General features: G+C 59.4%; 19 protein-coding genes and 1 riboswitch. Of the genes, 9 read left to right on the forward strand and 10 right to left on the reverse strand.

All coding sequences use genetic code 11. From position 1 onward, the window contains the following. Positions 1-137: 137 nt before the first annotated feature. The 3 genes from FOT55_RS13840 to FOT55_RS13850 are packed head-to-tail and all read left to right on the forward strand — an operon-like array spanning position 138 to position 2,324. The gene (locus tag FOT55_RS13840; RefSeq protein WP_025304940.1) at positions 138-584 is read left to right on the forward strand and encodes a GNAT family N-acetyltransferase; all 447 of its coding nucleotides are present in this window, start codon (positions 138-140) and stop codon (positions 582-584) included. Next, positions 584-1,048: a putative pterin-binding protein gene (locus FOT55_RS13845; RefSeq protein ID WP_043143693.1), complete on the forward strand. Its 465-nt coding sequence runs from the start codon at positions 584-586 to the stop codon at positions 1,046-1,048. The genes FOT55_RS13840 and FOT55_RS13845 overlap by 1 nt, the downstream gene beginning before the upstream one ends. 1 nt (position 1,049) lies before the next feature. Next, positions 1,050-2,324 (forward strand): sensor histidine kinase, encoded by a 1,275-nt coding sequence (locus FOT55_RS13850; RefSeq protein WP_147823577.1) that lies wholly within the window; start codon positions 1,050-1,052, stop codon positions 2,322-2,324. Here the strand turns inward: FOT55_RS13850 and FOT55_RS13855 are convergent. The 8 genes from FOT55_RS13855 to FOT55_RS13890 all read right to left on the reverse strand — a co-directional run bounded on the left by FOT55_RS13855 (position 2,310) and on the right by FOT55_RS13890 (position 10,051). Then, entirely contained in the window at positions 2,310-3,005 is a 696-nt protein-coding gene (locus FOT55_RS13855) for a helix-turn-helix domain-containing protein (RefSeq protein WP_235211391.1), read from the reverse strand. The two genes, FOT55_RS13850 and FOT55_RS13855, sit on opposite strands and share 15 nt — an antisense overlap. Positions 3,006-3,829: 824 nt before the next feature. Then, positions 3,830-4,963 (reverse strand): 2-iminoacetate synthase ThiH, encoded by a 1,134-nt coding sequence (gene thiH / locus FOT55_RS13860; RefSeq protein ID WP_025304944.1) that lies wholly within the window; start codon positions 4,961-4,963, stop codon positions 3,830-3,832. Beyond that, positions 4,963-5,742, reverse strand: coding sequence for a thiazole synthase (locus FOT55_RS13865; protein ID WP_033652706.1), 780 nt, complete (start codon positions 5,740-5,742; stop codon positions 4,963-4,965). Before FOT55_RS13865 ends, thiH begins: the two co-directional genes overlap by 1 nt. Position 5,743: 1 nt before the next feature. Beyond that, positions 5,744-5,944 carry a sulfur carrier protein ThiS gene (gene thiS / locus FOT55_RS13870; RefSeq protein WP_016929423.1) on the reverse strand — a complete coding sequence of 67 codons (201 nt, stop codon included), beginning with the start codon at positions 5,942-5,944 and terminating at the stop codon, positions 5,744-5,746. Beyond that, positions 5,941-6,690, reverse strand: coding sequence for a HesA/MoeB/ThiF family protein (locus FOT55_RS13875; RefSeq protein WP_004929883.1), 750 nt, complete (start codon positions 6,688-6,690; stop codon positions 5,941-5,943). Before FOT55_RS13875 ends, thiS begins: the two co-directional genes overlap by 4 nt. Next, positions 6,683-7,333 (reverse strand): thiamine phosphate synthase, encoded by a 651-nt coding sequence (gene thiE, locus FOT55_RS13880; protein ID WP_049206077.1) that lies wholly within the window; start codon positions 7,331-7,333, stop codon positions 6,683-6,685. Before thiE ends, FOT55_RS13875 begins: the two co-directional genes overlap by 8 nt. Further along, complete coding sequence (thiC, locus tag FOT55_RS13885) at positions 7,326-9,269, reverse strand: phosphomethylpyrimidine synthase ThiC (RefSeq protein ID WP_043143687.1); 1,944 nt, start codon at positions 9,267-9,269, stop codon at positions 7,326-7,328. The genes thiE and thiC overlap by 8 nt, the downstream gene beginning before the upstream one ends. A 114-nt stretch (positions 9,270-9,383) precedes the next feature. Beyond that, a riboswitch (TPP riboswitch) is annotated at positions 9,384-9,508 on the reverse strand. A 39-nt stretch (positions 9,509-9,547) separates the two neighbouring features. Next, on the reverse strand, positions 9,548-10,051 hold the full coding sequence (locus FOT55_RS13890; protein WP_016929420.1) for an Rsd/AlgQ family anti-sigma factor: 504 nt from the start codon (positions 10,049-10,051) through the stop codon (positions 9,548-9,550). 101 nt (positions 10,052-10,152) lie between these two features. On the opposite strand from FOT55_RS13890, the gene nudC reads away from it, so the two are divergent. From nudC to FOT55_RS13920, 6 genes are all read left to right on the forward strand, one after another. Continuing rightward, positions 10,153-10,920 carry an NAD(+) diphosphatase gene (gene nudC, locus FOT55_RS13895; RefSeq protein ID WP_147823578.1) on the forward strand — a complete coding sequence of 256 codons (768 nt, stop codon included), beginning with the start codon at positions 10,153-10,155 and terminating at the stop codon, positions 10,918-10,920. Between the two features lie 38 nt (positions 10,921-10,958). Next, on the forward strand, positions 10,959-12,023 hold the full coding sequence (hemE, locus tag FOT55_RS13900; RefSeq protein WP_025304949.1) for a uroporphyrinogen decarboxylase: 1,065 nt from the start codon (positions 10,959-10,961) through the stop codon (positions 12,021-12,023). Positions 12,024-12,032: 9 nt separating this feature from the next. Continuing rightward, positions 12,033-12,719, forward strand: a complete 687-nt coding sequence (gene nfi, locus FOT55_RS13905; RefSeq protein ID WP_033644368.1) for a deoxyribonuclease V — start codon at positions 12,033-12,035, stop codon at positions 12,717-12,719. 48 nt (positions 12,720-12,767) lie between these two features. Then, positions 12,768-13,358 (forward strand): YjaG family protein, encoded by a 591-nt coding sequence (locus tag FOT55_RS13910; RefSeq protein WP_025304951.1) that lies wholly within the window; start codon positions 12,768-12,770, stop codon positions 13,356-13,358. Between the two features lie 189 nt (positions 13,359-13,547). Further along, complete coding sequence (gene hupA, locus FOT55_RS13915) at positions 13,548-13,820, forward strand: nucleoid-associated protein HU-alpha (RefSeq protein ID WP_004929874.1); 273 nt, start codon at positions 13,548-13,550, stop codon at positions 13,818-13,820. A gap of 36 nt (positions 13,821-13,856) precedes the next feature. Continuing rightward, the gene (locus FOT55_RS13920) at positions 13,857-14,528 is read left to right on the forward strand and encodes a DUF1481 domain-containing protein (RefSeq protein WP_080271274.1); all 672 of its coding nucleotides are present in this window, start codon (positions 13,857-13,859) and stop codon (positions 14,526-14,528) included. Positions 14,529-14,577: 49 nt separating this feature from the next. Here FOT55_RS13920 and purD read toward each other — a convergent pair whose 3' ends face one another. Then, a complete protein-coding gene (gene purD, locus FOT55_RS13925; protein WP_015376331.1) occupies positions 14,578-15,861 on the reverse strand; it encodes a phosphoribosylamine--glycine ligase in 1,284 nt (427 codons plus the stop codon). Between the two features lie 48 nt (positions 15,862-15,909). Beyond that, positions 15,910-17,499, reverse strand: a complete 1,590-nt coding sequence (gene purH, locus FOT55_RS13930; protein ID WP_089181545.1) for a bifunctional phosphoribosylaminoimidazolecarboxamide formyltransferase/IMP cyclohydrolase — start codon at positions 17,497-17,499, stop codon at positions 15,910-15,912. Positions 17,500-17,888: the final 389 nt, after the last annotated feature.

Genomic DNA, 17,888 nt, shown 5'->3' on the forward strand with positions numbered 1-17,888 from the left:
GGCCCATCGCCAGATAAACCGCCCCTTCGGGGGCGGTTTTTTTTCGCCTCGTGCCGGGTTAAGACAAACTTTGCTACTATGGTTCCAGCAGAAATTGACCGGCGCTTTTTATCTGACAATTAAGGACAGTGCGAAACATGGACAGCCTCATTACCTTCGAAAAATTGACGGCGCAACACCTGCCATACCTGTATGAGATCCGCTTTTCCGTTGAAGAAAACCTGCTGCATCCGCATCAGGTCCAGTATCTGCAGCGCAAACAGGCGCTGGAGGACATCAACCAGGGCGGCGGTTGGATCTGCAAGTATGGCGACGACTATGCCGGCGTTGGCTTCGGGTTATTCATCCCTGAACCGCTGATCGGCGGCCTGTTCGTGAAGCCGGAATACCAGTCTAAGGGGATCGGCTCTGCCTTACTGGCACGGGTCACTCACTGGATGTTTGAGCACGGCGCCGAAGCGATCCACTTAACCACCGATCTCGGCTCCAAGGCCGAAGGCTTTTATCAACGTCACGGCTGGGTCGTGGTCGGGCAGGATGAATTTGGCCAGGCCGAATTGGTGAAACGCAAAGAGGGTGAATGATGAAAATCAAAGGATTGATGACGTTACTGCTGCTTTCGCTGTTTAGCGCGCCGCTGTATGCGGCCGTTGACTATTTTTATCTGAAACCGCTCGACGGCGAGAAGATCAAAATCACCCGGCAGATGCTGGAGGCGATGCCGCCGCACACGATTAAAACCTCGACCAATTTCACCCCGGAAGATACGTTTACCGGCGTTGAGTTTGCCGAGCTGGTGAAAGCCTATCATCTGAAAGGCCAGTCGGTGCGCGCTTTCGCCTGGGACGATTACTCCTACTCGATGCCGATTGACGAGATGATTAAATACCGCGTGATTGTCGCCTATCTGCGCGGCGGTAAGCCGATCGACGTGGGGGAGCTGGGGCCATTCGCCATTATTTATCCGCGCGATGGCTACGCTGAGCTGAATAACCTGGATGTGAACGCGAAAACCGTCTGGCAAGTTAAACGGTTGGAGATGAAATAAGATGAGCAAAAAACTGATCGGTACTCTTATCGCGTTGGTTGCCATCTTCTCTTTATTGATTTTGTTGATTGCTATTAACTTCGGTGGCGTAAAAGAGCGCTATAAGCAGATCGAGCCCAATCTGGACAACTACTCGGTGGCCGAGATCCTCTTTCTGGCGTTTGAAAGGACCAAAACCGCGCTGCTGCTCAGTGAAAATAACGACTACGATGCTTTCCTGATCAAGAAGAAAATCTTTTACTCGAAGATTCAGATCCTGGAGAGCCGTTCGACCTTCAGCGACTCTTTTTATTACGACGACGAGTTCATCAAGAATGTTGCGCTGCTGAAGCAGCAGTACCGCACGTTGGACGATCTCTCCACCGGCTTGCTGGTGGGGCAGAAAAACAAGACGGATATTCTCTCTTATATGGATGATATCGAGGGCACGCTGGTCGATATCCAGGAAATTATTTATCGGATACAGATTAAAAACTTTACCGAAGTGAAAGGCATCATCCAGGACAACTCGAGTAAAGCCGAGATGTTTGCCCTCTTTTCGCTGATTTTGGTGTTCCTGATGATGTTCCTGGTGCTGAGAAATGCCTTCTCGTTAAAAGAGATCATCAAGAATAAGAACATCTTTATCTCTTCCATCTACCACGAGATCGCCGGCTCGACTCAGGCCATCGTCATTGCTGCGGATATCATGGAGCACGAGCTGGCGCAGGAAGAGTTGAAAAAAGAAGCTCGCCTGATCTCCTATCACGGCAATAAGATCACCGAACAAACGCGCGAGGTGATGGATTATTCGCGGCTAGAGATGGGGGAGGTCAAAGTGAATATATCCACCTTCCGTCTGAATGAGGTGGTGGACGATGCCATGACCAGTATCAGCGCCGGGCGCGGTAATCGCATCGTGGTGCGTCGTTCATCCTATGTTGGTTTGATTTGCTCCGACAAATATAAGCTCTACCGAATATTGGCCAATCTGCTCAGCAACGCGGACAAATTTACTCACCACGGTGCGATTATCCTCAATGTGAAGGTGTGCCACGGCAATCTGTATTTATGGGTAAAAGACACCGGCATCGGGTTTAACGTCGATAATCTGGAACGATTATATAAGGCGTTCAATCAGGGGGTGGAAAGGGAAACGCGACAGGGATTGGGGCTGGGGCTGACCATTATCAAAAATTACGTCACGACGATGAAAGGCGCCATCAAGGTCAAATCCGTCGAAGGGGTTGGCTCGTCGTTTTTGATCCGCATCCCGGTCAAACTAATTAAAGAATAAGTTCGACAGCAGCAGCGAAGAGATAATCAGCGGTTTGGTCGGTTTTTCCACCAGATGCACGTCATAGTGCAGGATCATATCGCCGATGTTTTTCTCGTAGTGATTCAGCTGGCCGGTCAAAATGATGATGCGGGCATGCGGATCGAGGGTGTCCTTTATTTTCTTCACGACGCGTTCGGAAGTCTCGCCGAAGTCCAACAGCCAGTCCAAAATAAACGCCTCAAAAGACTGGTGCTCCAGCGCGGCCAGCATGGCGTCCGCCGTTTGAAAGGTCTCGGTCTCGATGCCGTAGCGGCAGGCGATCTTCTTCAACAATTCGAGAATATCACTGTCATTGTCCAGGATCGCGATACGCGGAGCCGGCAGAAAGTCTATCTTGTTGACTTTGTACAGCGGGGCATCGGCGGCATGTTCCCGGTTGGTGTTGATGATGAAAAGATCGTCTTTTTTGTAGGCGTAGGTTTCGTCGCTGTCTGCTTGCGTGGCCGGGCGCTCGTCGACCTCAATGTTGCAGCGCTTGTGAATGCTGTTCATGATAAAGACGCCGTTATGCGTCCTTTGGCCGGCAAACGGTTCGTTGAAATACTGAAAAACCTTTTTGATTTCATCGAGGGTGATGCCCCTTTTGCCATCCAGTTTTTGTTTGGCGCTGTTGTACTGAAGGTTCAGTATGTTGGCCATCGTGGAGGCATGTTTTCTGTCGCCAACTCCTTTCAGAGTGAGCAACGCGCTGATTGCATCGATATAATTTGGCGTTTTCTTCATGACAACCTTGGCTTTTTTGATGTTGACCGCGAGCGCTGAAAAACCTGCGCGAGAACCCGTGCTGGATTATAGATGATGCTCCGGTGGTTGCGGTGATATCAGTTTGATTTCCTTTGGCAAACTCAAAACATACTCGATACTAAATAAAAAAACACTCAAAAGACATTCACATTTAATCGTTTATGTGGTTAATTAGCGCACATACTGTGTGATTCGCGTCCTGGGGGGGTGCCTGTCTCACAAAATAAACCGCCTGCTCTTGTCCGTAAGCAGGGAGCAGGCGGCAAAAAAGATCTGCGGTCAACACCAGGGCTATTGGCTGCACCGGGGATGACCATTCGAACCTCTCTTCGTCGCTGTATCTTCTTTTTTCCTCGTTCCTCACTGTGCTGCCGCAATAGCGCCCTATGAATATCACTCCTAAGTGAATACCGAACGCAGATATCGTATCTTTCTGACAGCCCATTAACCGACAAGACAACCTATCCGTACGCCCTTACAGGCCGCGATACGGCATATGCGCGTTGCCGCGGACGAGGGCCGGAGTCGCGCAAGAGGATCTCCGGCGCGATCCGGGATGGGATAAGGCGGGGCCATCGAGAGGGTGACGGCCCCGGCCGACGCCGGGTTTGGCGGTCGGCAAGGCCACTATAGTCGGCGCGTTTGCCGGCGCCAGCGCTGCCGTTCGGCATTGCGCGGCCGCTCCAGCGTTTTCTTCACACGGCGGCAAACGTTGCTGTTTATTGCGCGCCGCGTCCCAGATAACCGTCCCAGTCTTTCCACACCGGCTGCAGCCCGGCGTGGCTGATGGCCTCGGCGACCTGCTGCGGCGTGCGGCCGTCGTGCGGTTCGAACTGTTCCAGCTCCGGCGGTACGTCATCGGCATAGCCGCCGGGCTGCGTCTTGGATCCGGCGCTGACGCTGTTGATCGCCACCGGGATCATATGATCGCGGAAGTAAGGCGACTCCCGGGTAGACAGCGACAGCTCAACGTCTGGCGCGAACAGCCGGAAGGCGCAGATCAGCTGCACCAGTTGAGGCTCGCTCATGATCGACGCCGGTTCAATGCCACCGGCGCAGGGGCGCAGACGCGGGAACGAGATCGAGTAGCGGCTCTGCCAGTAGGTTTGCTGCAGGTAGAACAGATGTTCCGCCAGCAGGTAGCAGTCGGTGCGCCAACTGTTGGACAGACCGATCAATGCGCCGAGGCCGATCTTGTCGATCCCGGCGCGCCCCAGGCGATCCGGCGTGGCCAGGCGCCAATGGAAATCCTGCTTCTGGCCGCGCAGGTGGTGCTGCAGATAGGTGGCCGGATGGTAGGTTTCCTGGTACACCAGCACGCCGTCCAGGCCCAGCGTTTTCAGTTCGGCGTATTCCTCCTGCGCCAGCGGCTGCACTTCCATCATCAGCGAGCTGAAGTGCCGGCGGATCGCCGGGATGTGCTGGCGGAAATAGTCCATGCCAACCTTGGTCTGATGTTCGCCGGTGACCAGCAACAGATGTTCGAACCCCAGCGCCTTGATGGCTTCGCACTCGCGTGCGATCTCCGCCGCATCCAGCGTTTTGCGCTTGATGCGGTTGCTCATCGAAAAGCCGCAGTAGGTGCAGTCGTTGGCGCACAGGTTAGAGAGATACAGCGGCACATAGAAGCCGACGACGTTGCCGAACCGCTGGCGGGTCAGCTGCTGCGCGCGTTGCGCCAACGGTTCCAGATACGGCGCGGCGGCGGGGGAGATCAGCGCCATAAAGTCGTCGCGCGTCAGCTTGTCGGCGTTCAACGCGTGCTCCACGTCGCGCGTAGTTTTGCCGTTGATGCGCAGCGTAATGTCGTCCCAGTCCAGCTGTTGCCAGCGGCTACTGAAATCGTCGGCCATCATTGCGCCTCCTCTGGCTGGCTGAGAAAAGCGGTCAGCGGGCTGGACGCGACCGCGCCGCGCTGGCTGGAGCCTAATCCGGCGCTGCGTGCCAGCTCGCCGGCCTCCAGCGCCAGGCGAAACGCCCGCGCCATCTGCACCGGATCGCGCGCCACGGCAATGGCGGTATTCACCAGCACCGCGTCGGCACCCAGCTCCATCGCCTCCAGCGCGTGGCTTGGCGCGCCGATGCCGGCGTCTACCACCACCGGCACCTTGGCTTGCTCGATGATGATTTCGAGGAAGTCACGGGTGCGCAGACCGCGGTTGGAGCCGATAGGCGCACCAAGCGGCATCACCGCCGCACAGCCCACCTCTTCCAGCCGTTTGCACAGCACCGGATCGGCGCCGCAGTAGGGCAGCACCACAAAACCGTCTTTCACCAGCGTTTCCGCCGCTTTCAGCGTTTCTATCGGATCAGGCAGCAGGTATTTCACATCGGGATGGATCTCCAGTTTCACCCAGTGGGTGCCGAGCGCTTCACGCGCCAGCCGGGCGGCGAACACCGCCTCGGCGGCGGTTTTGGCGCCGGAGGTGTTGGGCAGCAGCCTGACGCCCAACTGCTGCAGCGGCGCCAAAATGGCGTCGTTGCCGCCGCGCAGATCGACGCGCTTCATGGCCATGGTCACCAGCTGTGAGCCGGAGGCCGCCAGTGCCTCCAGCATCAACGCCGGGGTGGCGAACTTGCCGGTGCCGGTGAACAGGCGCGAGGTAAAAGTGGTATCGGCGATTTTCAGCATGTCAGCCTCCGGCGATCGCTTGAAACAGCAAAATGTCGTCACCGTCCTGCACCTGATGATCGGCCCAGTCGGCGCGTGGGATGATGGTTTGGTTGATCGCCAGCGCGGTGCCCGGCTGGTGGCGTTCCAACTGGGTCAGCAGGGCGGCGACGCTGAGCGGCTGCGCCAGCTCAAGCGGTTGGTCGTTCAGCCGGATTTTCATGCCGCGCCTCCGCATACCGGGCAGGCGCGGGCCTGGCTCAGTTGCAGCGTGCTCCAGCTCTGCTGCTTACCGTCGAACAGCCGCAGTTTCCCGCTGAGGGAGGAAGGCATGCCGGCCAGCATCTTGATGGCCTCCAGCGCTTGCAGGGTGCCGATTACGCCGACCACCGGGCCGAGTACCCCGGCGGTGCGGCAGTTGCGCTGCGGCTCTTCCTGCTCCGGATACAGGCAGGCGTAGCAGCCGTGTGCATAGGGCGGCTCGAGCACCAGCAGCTGGCCGCTGAAACCGACCGCGCTGCCGCTGATCAGCGGCTTGGCGGCGGCGATGCAGGCGGCATTGACCTCATGACGGGTCGCCATATTGTCGCAGCAGTCCAGCACCAGATCGGCGCGGGCGACCGCGTCGCGCAGCGCTTGCCCCTGTAGCCGTTGCGCCAGCGGGATGGATTCCACCAACGGGTTCAGCGCCTGCAGGTGGCGTTGCGCCAGCGCCGCCTTACCGGTGGCGGTATCGGCGCTGCGGTAGAGGATTTGCCGCTGCAGGTTGGTAACGTGCAGCTGGTCGTCGTCGGCCAGCAGCAGCGTGCCGACGCCGGCGGCGGCCAGGTACAACGAAGCCGGGGAACCGAGCCCGCCCAAACCGACGATCAACACTGTGGCGCGCTTGAGTTTCTCTTGGCCTTCCGGGCCGACGTCCTCCAGCAGCAGCTGGCGGCTGTAGCGCAGGAATTCCTGATCGTTAAGCATCGCTCGACCCCTCGCCTTCGATCAGCCGCAGCAGCTCGGCCGTCGCCGCGCGCCAATCCGGCGCCTGGGTGATGGCGCTGACCACCGCCACGCTGCCGACGCCGCACGCCAGCACTGCCGGTACGCGATCGATACTGATCCCGCCGATCGCCACCGTCGGGTAATCCGCCAAACCGGCGATGTGGCGTTTCAACTCCGTCAGCCCCTGCGGCGCCGAAGGCATGTCTTTGGTTTGGGTGGGGAAGATGTGCCCCAGCGCGATGTAGGACGGTTTCACCGCCAGCGCGCGCGCCAGCTCGGCGTCGTCATGGGTGGACACGCCCAGCCGCAGCCCGGCGCGGTGAATGGCAGCCAGATCGGTGGTATCGAGATCTTCCTGGCCCAGATGCACGCCGTAGGCGCCATGCTTGATCGCCAGCCGCCAGTAGTCGTTGATGAACAGGCGCGCCTGATAGCGCTGGCCCAGCGCGATGGCGGCGGCGATATCCTCTTCGACCTGCTCGTCAGGCAAATCCTTGATGCGCAGCTGGATCGTGGTGACGCCGGCTTCCAGCAGGCGAGCGATCCATTCCACGCTGTCGACGACCGGGTAGAGTCCCAGCTTGTGGGGCGTTGCCGGGAAGGGGGTCGTGATATCAGTCATTGTTTGTCTCCTCTTGCAGGGTGCCGGCGCTGTGATACAGCTCGCTGCCGCGGGCACGGAATTCGGCGGACATTTTCTCCATGCCGGTCAGCTGCACCTCGATCGGCTTGGCGGCCTCCTGGGCGGCGGCGTAGTCGCGTACCTCCTGCGAAATCTTCATCGAGCAGAATTTCGGCCCGCACATTGAGCAGAAGTGGGCGACCTTGCCGGATTCCTGCGGCAGGGTTTCGTCGTGATAGGCGCGCGCGGTGGCCGGATCGAGCGCCAGATTGAACTGATCTTCCCAGCGAAATTCGAAACGCGCCTTGGACATGGCGTTATCGCGGATCTGCGCGCCCGGATGGCCCTTGGCCAGATCGGCGGCGTGGGCGGCGATCTTGTAGGTGATCAGGCCCTGTTTGACGTCTTCTTTGTTCGGCAGGCCGAGGTGCTCTTTCGGCGTGACGTAACACAGCATGGCGCAGCCGAACCAGCCGATCATCGCCGCGCCGATGCCGGAGGTGAAATGGTCATAGCCCGGGGCGATATCGGTGGTCAGCGGGCCGAGGGTGTAGAACGGCGCTTCGTGGCAGTGTTCCAGCTCTTCGGTCATATTGCGGCGGATCATCTGCATCGGCACATGGCCCGGGCCTTCGATCATCACCTGCACGTCGTATTCCCAGGCGATTTTGGTCAGCTCGCCCAGCGTATGCAGCTCGGCGAACTGGGCTTCGTCGTTGGCGTCCTGAATCGAGCCGGGGCGCAGGCCGTCACCGAGCGACAGCGAAACGTCGTAGGCGGCGCAGATCTCGCAGATTTCACGGAAGTGCTGATAGAGGAAGTTTTCCTGATGGTGCGACAGGCACCATTTGGCCATGATCGAGCCACCGCGCGACACGATGCCGGTCAGGCGTTTGGCGGTCATCGGCACATAGCGCAGCAGCACGCCGGCGTGGATGGTGAAGTAATCGACCCCTTGTTCCGCCTGTTCCAGCAGCGTATCGCGGAACATCGCCCAGGTGAGGTTTTCCGCCACGCCGTTGACCTTCTCCAGCGCCTGGTAGATAGGCACGGTGCCGATGGGCACCGGGCTGTTGCGCAGGATCCACTCGCGGGTTTCGTGAATATAGCGGCCGGTGGAGAGATCCATCACGGTGTCTGCGCCCCAGCGGGTGGCCCACACCAGCTTCTCCACCTCTTCTTCGATCGACGACGTGACCGCCGAGTTGCCGATATTGGCGTTCACCTTCACCAGGAAATTGCGGCCGATGATCATCGGCTCCGCCTCCGGGTGATTGATGTTGGCAGGAATGATGGCGCGGCCGGCGGCCACTTCCTGGCGCACGAACTCCGGCGTGATGTTGTCCGGCAGGTTGGCGCCCCAGCCCTGGCCCGGATGCTGGTGGCGTAGCACCTCGCCGCGAATGCGTTCGCGCCCCATGTTTTCACGGATGGCGATAAACTCCATCTCCGGGGTGACGATGCCGGCGCGGGCATAGTGCAGCTGGGTAACGCACTTGCCCGGCAGCGCTTTGCGCGGCAGCGGCAGATGTTCGAAGCGCAGGTGATCCAGCCCCTCGTCCGCCAGACGCTGTTGGGTGAAGCCGGAACTGGCGCCGCTCAGGGTCGCAGTATCGCCGCGCGCGTCGATCCAGCCGGCGCGCAGCTTGGCCAGGCCGGCGTGCACATCGAGCTCGGCCTGCGGATCGCCGTAGGGGCCCGCGGTGTCATATACCGGGATCGCCTCGTTCTGTTCATACTGCGGGCTATCTTTGCTGCCGCCGACCAGGGTCGGACTGAGCTCAATTTCGCGCATCGGCACCTGGATATCGCGGCGCGAGCCCTGCAGGTAGATGCGGCGTGAGTTTGGGAAAGCCATGCCTTGCAGCGTGTCGATAAACTGCTGGGCGGCTTCGCGTTGCGCTTTACGGGCGCGCGGTGGATTAATGTTAGACATAGCAAGTTCCTACCAGTGTGTTGGGTTGGGAAAGTTGCTTGTCTGGAGCTCGGAGGGAGTAATGATGGTGGCCGATAAGGCAGGGCGCCCGCAAGGGGGAGGCCGTGCCTGTGGCGATAGATTACTCTTGTTCCCTTCGCGGGTATTAACCCGATCAGGTTCCGCGGATCCCGAATTAACGGTCTCAGCCTGGCTGATTCGATGAACAAATCAGGCGCTAGGCACTCCGACAAGATGCCCCCCAGTATAGGAGGGATATGAAAAAAAACTATAAAATTTTAACGCGCCGGATCCAGCGTCTGGTCCGGCAGCGGTTGCTGCGCGGCTTCTGCTTCCAACTGGATCAGCTTATCTTCCAGCGCAAAGCGCGCCGCCAGCGTTTCGCCGATATCCGACAAGGCCTGGTGGAATTCCAGACAAACCTCCTGATCGATATCCACTTCGGTATAGCGATCGTGGAACGCCATGATCTGTTCAGTATTGGCCCACAGCTTGGGATAGATGTTCACCGCCAGCGACATTTTCGGACTGGCTGCGCCTTCCACTTGTTTGATAATTCTGTCATAGATATGAAAATGCCCTGCGGAGAGATAATCCACCAGGTTGTGGCAAAAGTTCTCCAGCGCTTTTTCATTCAGCGGCGTATGCTTTTCTTTATTCGGTTTGAGGCCTACCAGCGTGCAGTAGGCGACCAGCAACTGTTTGCGGGCCTGAAGCCATTGATCAACTAATTCATTACTACCGCCAACGCGCTGAGTCAGCCTTTCCAAACGGTTGAGCATGTTTGACTCCGTGTAAGTAACAAAAGTAACCGGTAAGTTATTAAAATGTAACAAAGCCGATTTGTAGAGTGCCAGTGAAGCTGAGGTTGTGCAACAACGATATGGAACTTGCATTAACGGGCAATGAAAACGGCTGGTGGATTGTCAGCCATGAAAGCAAACTTTGGTTACCGAACGGTGAATTGCCGTCGGGGACGGCCGCCGCCCTCGGGCTGCAGGGTCACATGGCGCGCACCATCGGTGAATGGGAGGGCGCGCCGGTTTGGCTGGTGCGCCAGGCGATGCCGCGGGAGATGGGATCGGTGCGTCAGCTGTTGGATCAGGATCGCGGTCTGTTCCAGCTTGCCGGGCGCGGCGTTCAGTTGGCGGATTTCTACCGCTCTCATCGCTATTGCGGCTACTGCGGCCATGAGATGCACCTCAGCCGCTCCGAAAGCGCCTGCCTGTGCGGCCACTGCAAAGAGCGGTACTACCCGCAGATTGCGCCCTGCGTGATCGTCGCCATTCGGCGCGACGATCAGATCCTGCTGGCGCAACACGTGCGCCATCGCGGCGGCATCCACACGGTGCTGGCCGGCTTCGTCGAGGTGGGCGAAACGCTGGAACAGGCGGTAGCGCGCGAAGTGATGGAAGAGAGCAATATCGAAATCAAGAACCTGCGCTACGTCACCTCACAACCCTGGCCGTTCCCGAACTCGCTGATGATGGCCTTTATGGCCGATTACCATCAGGGCGACCTTCGTCACGATCCCAAGGAGCTGCTCAACGCCGGCTGGTATCGCTACGACCAACTGCCGCTGTTGCCGCCGCCCGGCACCGTGGCGCGCCGGTTGATTGAGGACACCGTGGCGCTGTGCCGGGCAGAATAATGTACAATGGCCGGCAGATTATTAAGGGAGCCCCATAAATGACTGAGTTGAAGAACGATCGCTACCTGCGCGCGCTGTTGCGCCAGCCGGTGGATGTGACCCCCGTATGGATGATGCGCCAGGCCGGTCGTTATTTACCGGAGTACAAGGCGACCCGCGCCCAGGCCGGTGATTTCATGTCGCTGTGCAAGAACGCGGAGCTGGCCTGCGAGGTTACGCTGCAGCCGCTGCGCCGCTATGCGCTAGACGCCGCCATCCTGTTCTCCGACATTCTCACCATTCCCGACGCCATGGGGCTCGGCCTGTACTTTGAAGCCGGCGAAGGCCCGCGTTTCAGCTCACCCATCACCTGCCGTGCTGACGTCGACAAACTGCCGGTGTTCGATCCGGAAGTGGAGTTGGGCTATGTGATGAACGCGGTGCGTACCATCCGCCGCGAGCTGAAGGGCGAAGTGCCGCTGATCGGCTTCTCCGGCAGCCCGTGGACGTTGGCTACCTATATGGTTGAAGGCGGCAGCAGCAAGGCCTTCACCAAGCTGAAAAAGATGATGTATGCCGAACCGGCCACGCTGCACCTGTTGCTGGACAAGCTGGCGGACAGCGTGATCCTGTACCTCAACGCCCAGATCAAAGCCGGCGCGCAGTCGGTGATGGTGTTCGACACCTGGGGCGGCGTGTTGACCGGGCGCGATTACCGCGAGTTCTCGTTGCACTACATGCACAAGATCGTCGACGGGCTGCTGCGTGAAAATGACGGCCGCCGCGTGCCGGTGACGCTGTTCACCAAAGGCGGTGGGCAGTGGCTGGAGGCGATGGCCGCCACCGGCTGCGATGCGCTGGGGCTGGATTGGACCACCGACATCGCCGACGCGCGTCGGCGCGTGGGCGATAAAGTGGCGCTGCAGGGCAACATGGATCCGTCGATGCTTTATGCTTCCCCGGCGCGCATCGCGGAAGAAGTGGAGACCATTCTGGCCGGTTTCGGCCACGGCAACGGCCATGTGTTCAACCTGGGCCACGGCATCCATCAGGATGTGCCGCCTGAGCACGCCGGCGCCTTCGTCGAGGCGGTGCACGCGCAGTCGGCGAAATACCACCGTTAAGGATTCGATGTGACCGATATGCAGGCTCTGCGCGCCGAACAGCTGCGGCGCGCGGCTGAAGTCATTCGCTACGACGATCTGCCGGCCGAACCGCCGGCCTTCATCGCCGGCGCCGACGTGGGCTTCGAGCAGGAGGGAGCGGTGACGCGCGCCGCCATCGCCATCCTGCGCTATCCGTCGCTGGAGCTGGTGGAGTATCAGGTGGCGCGTATCGCCACCGTCATGCCTTATATCCCGGGTTTCCTGTCGTTTCGCGAATACCCGGCGCTGTTGGCCGCCTGGGCTCAGCTGCGGCAAAAGCCGGGGTTGATCTTCGTCGATGGACATGGCATTTCGCATCCGCGGCGTCTCGGCGTCGCCAGCCATTTCGGCCTGCTGGTCGATGTGCCGACTATCGGCGTGGCCAAGAAGCGCCTGTGCGGCAAATTCGCACCGCTGGAGGCCGCCGTCGGTGCGCTGGCGCCGTTGGAAGATAAGGGTGAACAGCTGGGCTGGGTATGGCGCAGCAAGGCGCGCTGCAACCCGCTGTTCATCTCTACCGGTCACCGCGTGGGCGCCGACAGCGCGCTGGCGTGGGTGCAGCGCTGTATGGCGGGCTACCGTTTGCCGGAGCCGACCCGTTGGGCTGATGCCATCGCATCGCGGCGCCCGGCGTTTCAGCGTTGGTTGCAGCAGCATCCGGAGGTGTCGCCATGAGCGATTTCGGGTACACTGCGCCGCAGATAACGCGTAAGAGAGTAAAGCATGCTACGTAACCCGATTCATTTACGTCTGGAACGGCACGAGGCTTGGCAACATTTGACCTTTATGGCCAGTTTGTGCGAGCGTATGTACCCGAATTACCAGATGTTCTGCAAACAGACCGAGTTCGGCGATCCGGCGGTTTATCGCCGCATTCTGGATTTGGTGTGGGAAACGCTGGTGGTGAAGGACGCCAAGGTCAACTTCGACAGCCAGCTCGAGAAGTTGGAAGAGGCGATTCCGTCGGCGGAAGATTACGATCTTTACGGCGTTTACCCGGCAATTGATGCCTGTATCGCATTAGGGGAACTGATCCATTCGCGGCTCGGCGGGGAGACGCTGGAGCACGCCATCGCCATCAGCGAAACATCGATTCGCACCGTGGCGATGTTGGAAATGACTCAAGCCGGTAAGGAAATGACCGACGAAGAGTTGGGCAGTTTGCCTGCGGTAGAGGAAGAATGGGACATTCAATGGGAAATTTTCCGCCTGTTGGACGCCTGTGAAGAGCGCGATATAGACCTGATCAAGGGGCTGCGATCCGACCTGCGAGAGGCCGGTGTCAGCAACATCGGGATAAATTTAGCGCAATAAGGCAGCAAAACGTGATTTAACGCCTGATTTGTCATGCCTTAAGGCTTCACATCCGCACCCTGTCTGGTCTACATTTGGGGGGCGTAAAAAAAGTGGCTATCGGTGCGTGTATGCAGGAGAGTGCTGTCAATCGGCATATCCGTCGCACTCGATGCTTTGCAAACGATAAACACACTGTAAGGATAACTTATGAACAAGACTCAACTGATTGATGTAATCGCGGACAAGGCTGACCTTTCCAAAGCACAAGCTAAACTGGCTCTGGAATCCACCCTGGCTGCTATTACTGAGTCTCTGAAAGAAGGTGATGCAGTACAATTGGTTGGCTTCGGTACTTTCAAAGTAAACCATCGTAGCGAGCGCACTGGCCGCAACCCACAGACTGGCAAAGAAATCAAAATCGCAGCAGCCAACGTGCCTGCGTTCGTTTCTGGCAAAGCACTGAAAGACGCTGTTAAATAAGACCGCGCCTCGGTGAAAAGATTAAACAGAGGGGCGATGGCGCCCCTTTTGTTTACTCGTCGGGTGCTCATGGCCGCCGGCATCGCCCTCGGTCTGAGCGCCTGCAGTTTCCATTCCGATATTCCCAGCTTTACCGCCAGCGGCTTTGTGGCCGATCAGGGCGTGATACGCCTGTGGCGTAAAGACGATGAGCAACATCGCCCGCAGGTGCTGGTCAGCGTCTATAGTCCCTACCGGGGGCCGGGTACCATCACCACGCTGTATACCTATCAGGGCGACGTGCTGCGCCAAATCAAACGCAACGACGCCGACGGCGATCGAGACTCCATTCAACTGCGCTTTGCCGACGACGGCACGGTGAGCTTTATGCAGCGCCAGCTGGCGACACGCCGCGAACCGCTGACCAGCGATGAAATCGCCCTGTATCAATATCAGGCGCGACGTATCCTCGAGGTCAGCAATGCGCTGCGCGCCGGCAAGGTCAAATTACTGCAGGGGCGTTGGATGCAGGGCGAGGTGCAAACCTGCGACGGCCAGCGCTTAAAACCTGGGTTGGATGCCACCGCCATCGGCTGGATCGAAAAGCGCGCCCGCAGCAGCAGCCGGCCGGTGAGTGTCGCCTGGTTGGAAGCGCCGGAAGGCAGTGAACTGTTGCTGGTGGCGAACGACGACTTCTGCAGCTGGGAACCGAAAGAAGACCAGCTATAAAAAAGGCCCCGCGCTGCGGAGCCTCTTGCCATGACCTTATAAGGTCAAATCACTTGCCGCGCGCAATCGCGCGATAACCGATATCTTTGCGGCAGAAGCTGCCCGGCCACTGAATGCCTTCCGCCAGCTGATAGGCGCGTTGCTGCGCCTGCGCCACGGTGTCGCCCAGTGCCGTCACGCACAGCACGCGGCCGCCGCTGGTGACGACGTCATCGCCCTGCAGGCGCGTACCGGCGTGGAAGACCTTACCGTCGGCGCTTTCCTGCTGCGGTAACCCCTGGATCACCTCGCCATTGCGATAATCACCCGGATAACCGCCGGCCGCCAGCACCACGCCAAGCGCAGGGCGTTCGTCCCAGTCAGAGCTTTTCTCGTTCAGGCGGCCTTCGGCACCCGCCAGGCACAGTTCCACCAGATCGGAGCGCAGGCGCAGCATGATCGGCTGAGTTTCCGGATCGCCAAAACGGCAGTTGAATTCGATCACCTTCGGCTGGCCGTCGGCGGAGATCATCAGGCCGGCATACAGGAAGCCGACGTAGGTATTGCCTTCCGCCGCCATGCCGCGCACCGTCGGCCAGATCACCTGGTCCATGGCGCGCTGGTGGATTTCGTCGGTCACAACTGGCGCCGGAGAGTAGGCGCCCATACCGCCGGTGTTCGGGCCGGTGTCGCCGTCGCCGACGCGTTTGTGGTCCTGGCTGGTGGCCATCGGCACCACGTTCTCGCCATCGACCATCACGATGAAGCTGGCTTCTTCGCCGTCGAGGAACTCTTCCACTACGATGCGATGACCGGCGTCGCCGAAGGCGTTGCCGGCCAGCATGTCACGCACGGCTTCTTCCGCCTCCTGCAGCGTCATCGCGACGATCACGCCTTTACCGGCGGCCAGGCCATCGGCTTTGATGACGATCGGTGCGCCTTTGCGGCGCACATAGGCGAGTGCCGGCTCCACCTCGGTAAAGTTTTCATATTCGGCGGTCGGGATGCGGTGGCGCGCCAGGAAATCCTTGGTGAAGGCTTTAGAGCCTTCGAGCTGCGCGGCGGCCTGCGACGGGCCGAAGATTTTCAGACCGGCGGCCTGGAAGGCGTCGACTACGCCGATCACCAGCGGCGCTTCCGGCCCGACGATGGTCAGACCGATGTCATGGCTCTGGGCGAACGCGACCAGGGCAGGGATATCTGTGGCGGCGATCGCCACGTTCTCCAGATTGGCTTCCAGCGCGGTGCCGGCGTTGCCCGGCGCAACGTAGACTTTGTCCGCCAGCGGAGACTGGGCGGCTTTCCAGGCCAGCGCGTGCTCGCGCCCGCCGTTGCCGATAATCAAAATGTTCATCAGGGGCTCCACGAATGGCGTGCGCCGGAGCGCACGCGGCAAAAGGAATTAATGGCGGAAGTGACGCATGTCGGTGAAGATCATCGCGATGCCGTGTTCATTGGCGGCGGCGATCACTTCGTCGTCGCGGATTGAGCCGCCAGGCTGGATCACGCAGGTGATGCCGACCGCCGCGGCGGCATCGATGCCGTCACGGAATGGGAAGAAGGCGTCGGAGGCCATGGCGGATCCTTTCACTTCCAGCCCTTCGTCGCTCGCTTTGATGCCGGCGATCTTGGCGGAATAAACGCGGCTCATCTGGCCGGCGCCTATGCCGATGGTCATATTGTCACGTGCATAAACGATGGCGTTGGATTTCACGAACTTGGCCACTTTCCAGCAGAACAGCGCGTCACGCAGTTCCTGCTCGGTCGGCTGGCGCTCGGATACCACGCGCAGATCGGCGGCGGTCACCATGCCGAGATCGCGATCCTGCACCAGCAGCCCGCCGTTGACGCGCTTGAAGTCCAGCCCCGCCACGCGTTGCTGCCACTGGCCGCAGGCCAGCACGCGCACGTTCTGTTTGGCGGCCAGCAGGGAGCGCGCTTCCTGGGTGACGTTTGGCGCGATGATCACTTCCACGAACTGGCGGCTGATGATCGCCTGCGCGGTGGCGGCGTCCAGCTCGCGGTTAAAGGCGATGATGCCGCCGAAGGCGGAAGTCGGGTCGGTTTGGTAAGCGCGCTCATACGCGGCGAGGATGTCGTCACCGATCGCCACGCCGCAAGGGTTGGCGTGTTTGACGATCACGCAGGCCGGTTCGGCGAACTCTTTCACGCATTCCAGCGCGGCGTCGGTATCGGCGATGTTGTTATAGGACAGCGCTTTGCCCTGCAGCTGCTCGGCGGTCGCGACGGACGCTTCCTTTACCTCTTCTTCTATATAGAAGGCGGCCTGCTGGTGGCTGTTCTCACCGTAACGCATATCCTGCTTCTTGATGTAGTTGAGGTTCAGGGTTCGCGGGAAGCGGCCGGACGGCTGTTCGGTCTCGCCGTGGTACGCCGGCACCAGCGCGCCGAAGTAGTTGGCGATCATGCTGTCGTAGGCGGCGGTGTGTTCGAAGGCTTTGATGGCGAGATCGAAGCGGGTGGCATAGCGCAGCGAGCCGTCGTTGTTGTCCATCTCGGTAATGATGGCGGCGTAGTCGCTGCTCTTCACGACGATGGCGACGTCTTTATGGTTCTTGGCGGCGGAGCGCACCATGGTCGGGCCGCCGATATCGATATTTTCGACCGCGTCTTCCAGCGAGCAATCTGGGCGCGCCACGGTTTGGGCGAACGGGTACAGATTGACGACCACCATGTCGATAGGCTGGATGTCATGCTGATTCATGACCGCGTCGTCCTGGCCGCGGCGGCCGAGGATACCGCCGTGAACTTTCGGGTGCAGGGTCTTAACTCGTCCGTCCATCATCTCCGGGAAGCCGGTGTAGTCGGAAACTTCGGTAACGGGCAGACCGGCGTCTGCCAGCAGGCGGGCGGTGCCGCCGGTGGAGAGCAGTTCAACGCCGCGCTGGGAAAGCGCTTCGGCAAATTCAACGATACCGGCTTTGTCAGACACGCTGAGCAGGGCCCGGCGGATTGGACGAGGTTGTTGCATGGTTTTATCCCTTGGCTTTGAGTCGCAATTAAAGAGCGTTACGTGAATGTCCACCTCGTTCTCTCTATAAGGAAGGTTTTTTTGCCTTATAAGGGAGGGTCAGGCACATATTCAGGTAGCGCCCCCATAAAAAGGGGGATCGTTTCGTCGCGGGGAATTGTAGCGAAAACGTTTGCGTGGCGCTCGTAAATTTTCCGTGCAAATCGCATCTGTGGATAACACTGTGTGCAAGTGGGTATAAGGCGGGGTTTTGCTGTGGAATGCAGCGAACGATCGTTTTTGCTGAAAATACCTGTTGCGGCCTGCGAGGAACTCCCTATAATGCGCCTCCATCGACACGGAACATGTGAACAACTTCACAGAGTATCCGGGGGTCGCAGAGAAAAAAT

This window comes from Serratia bockelmannii (genome assembly GCF_008011855.1).
Lineage (GTDB): Bacteria > Pseudomonadota > Gammaproteobacteria > Enterobacterales > Enterobacteriaceae > Serratia > Serratia bockelmannii.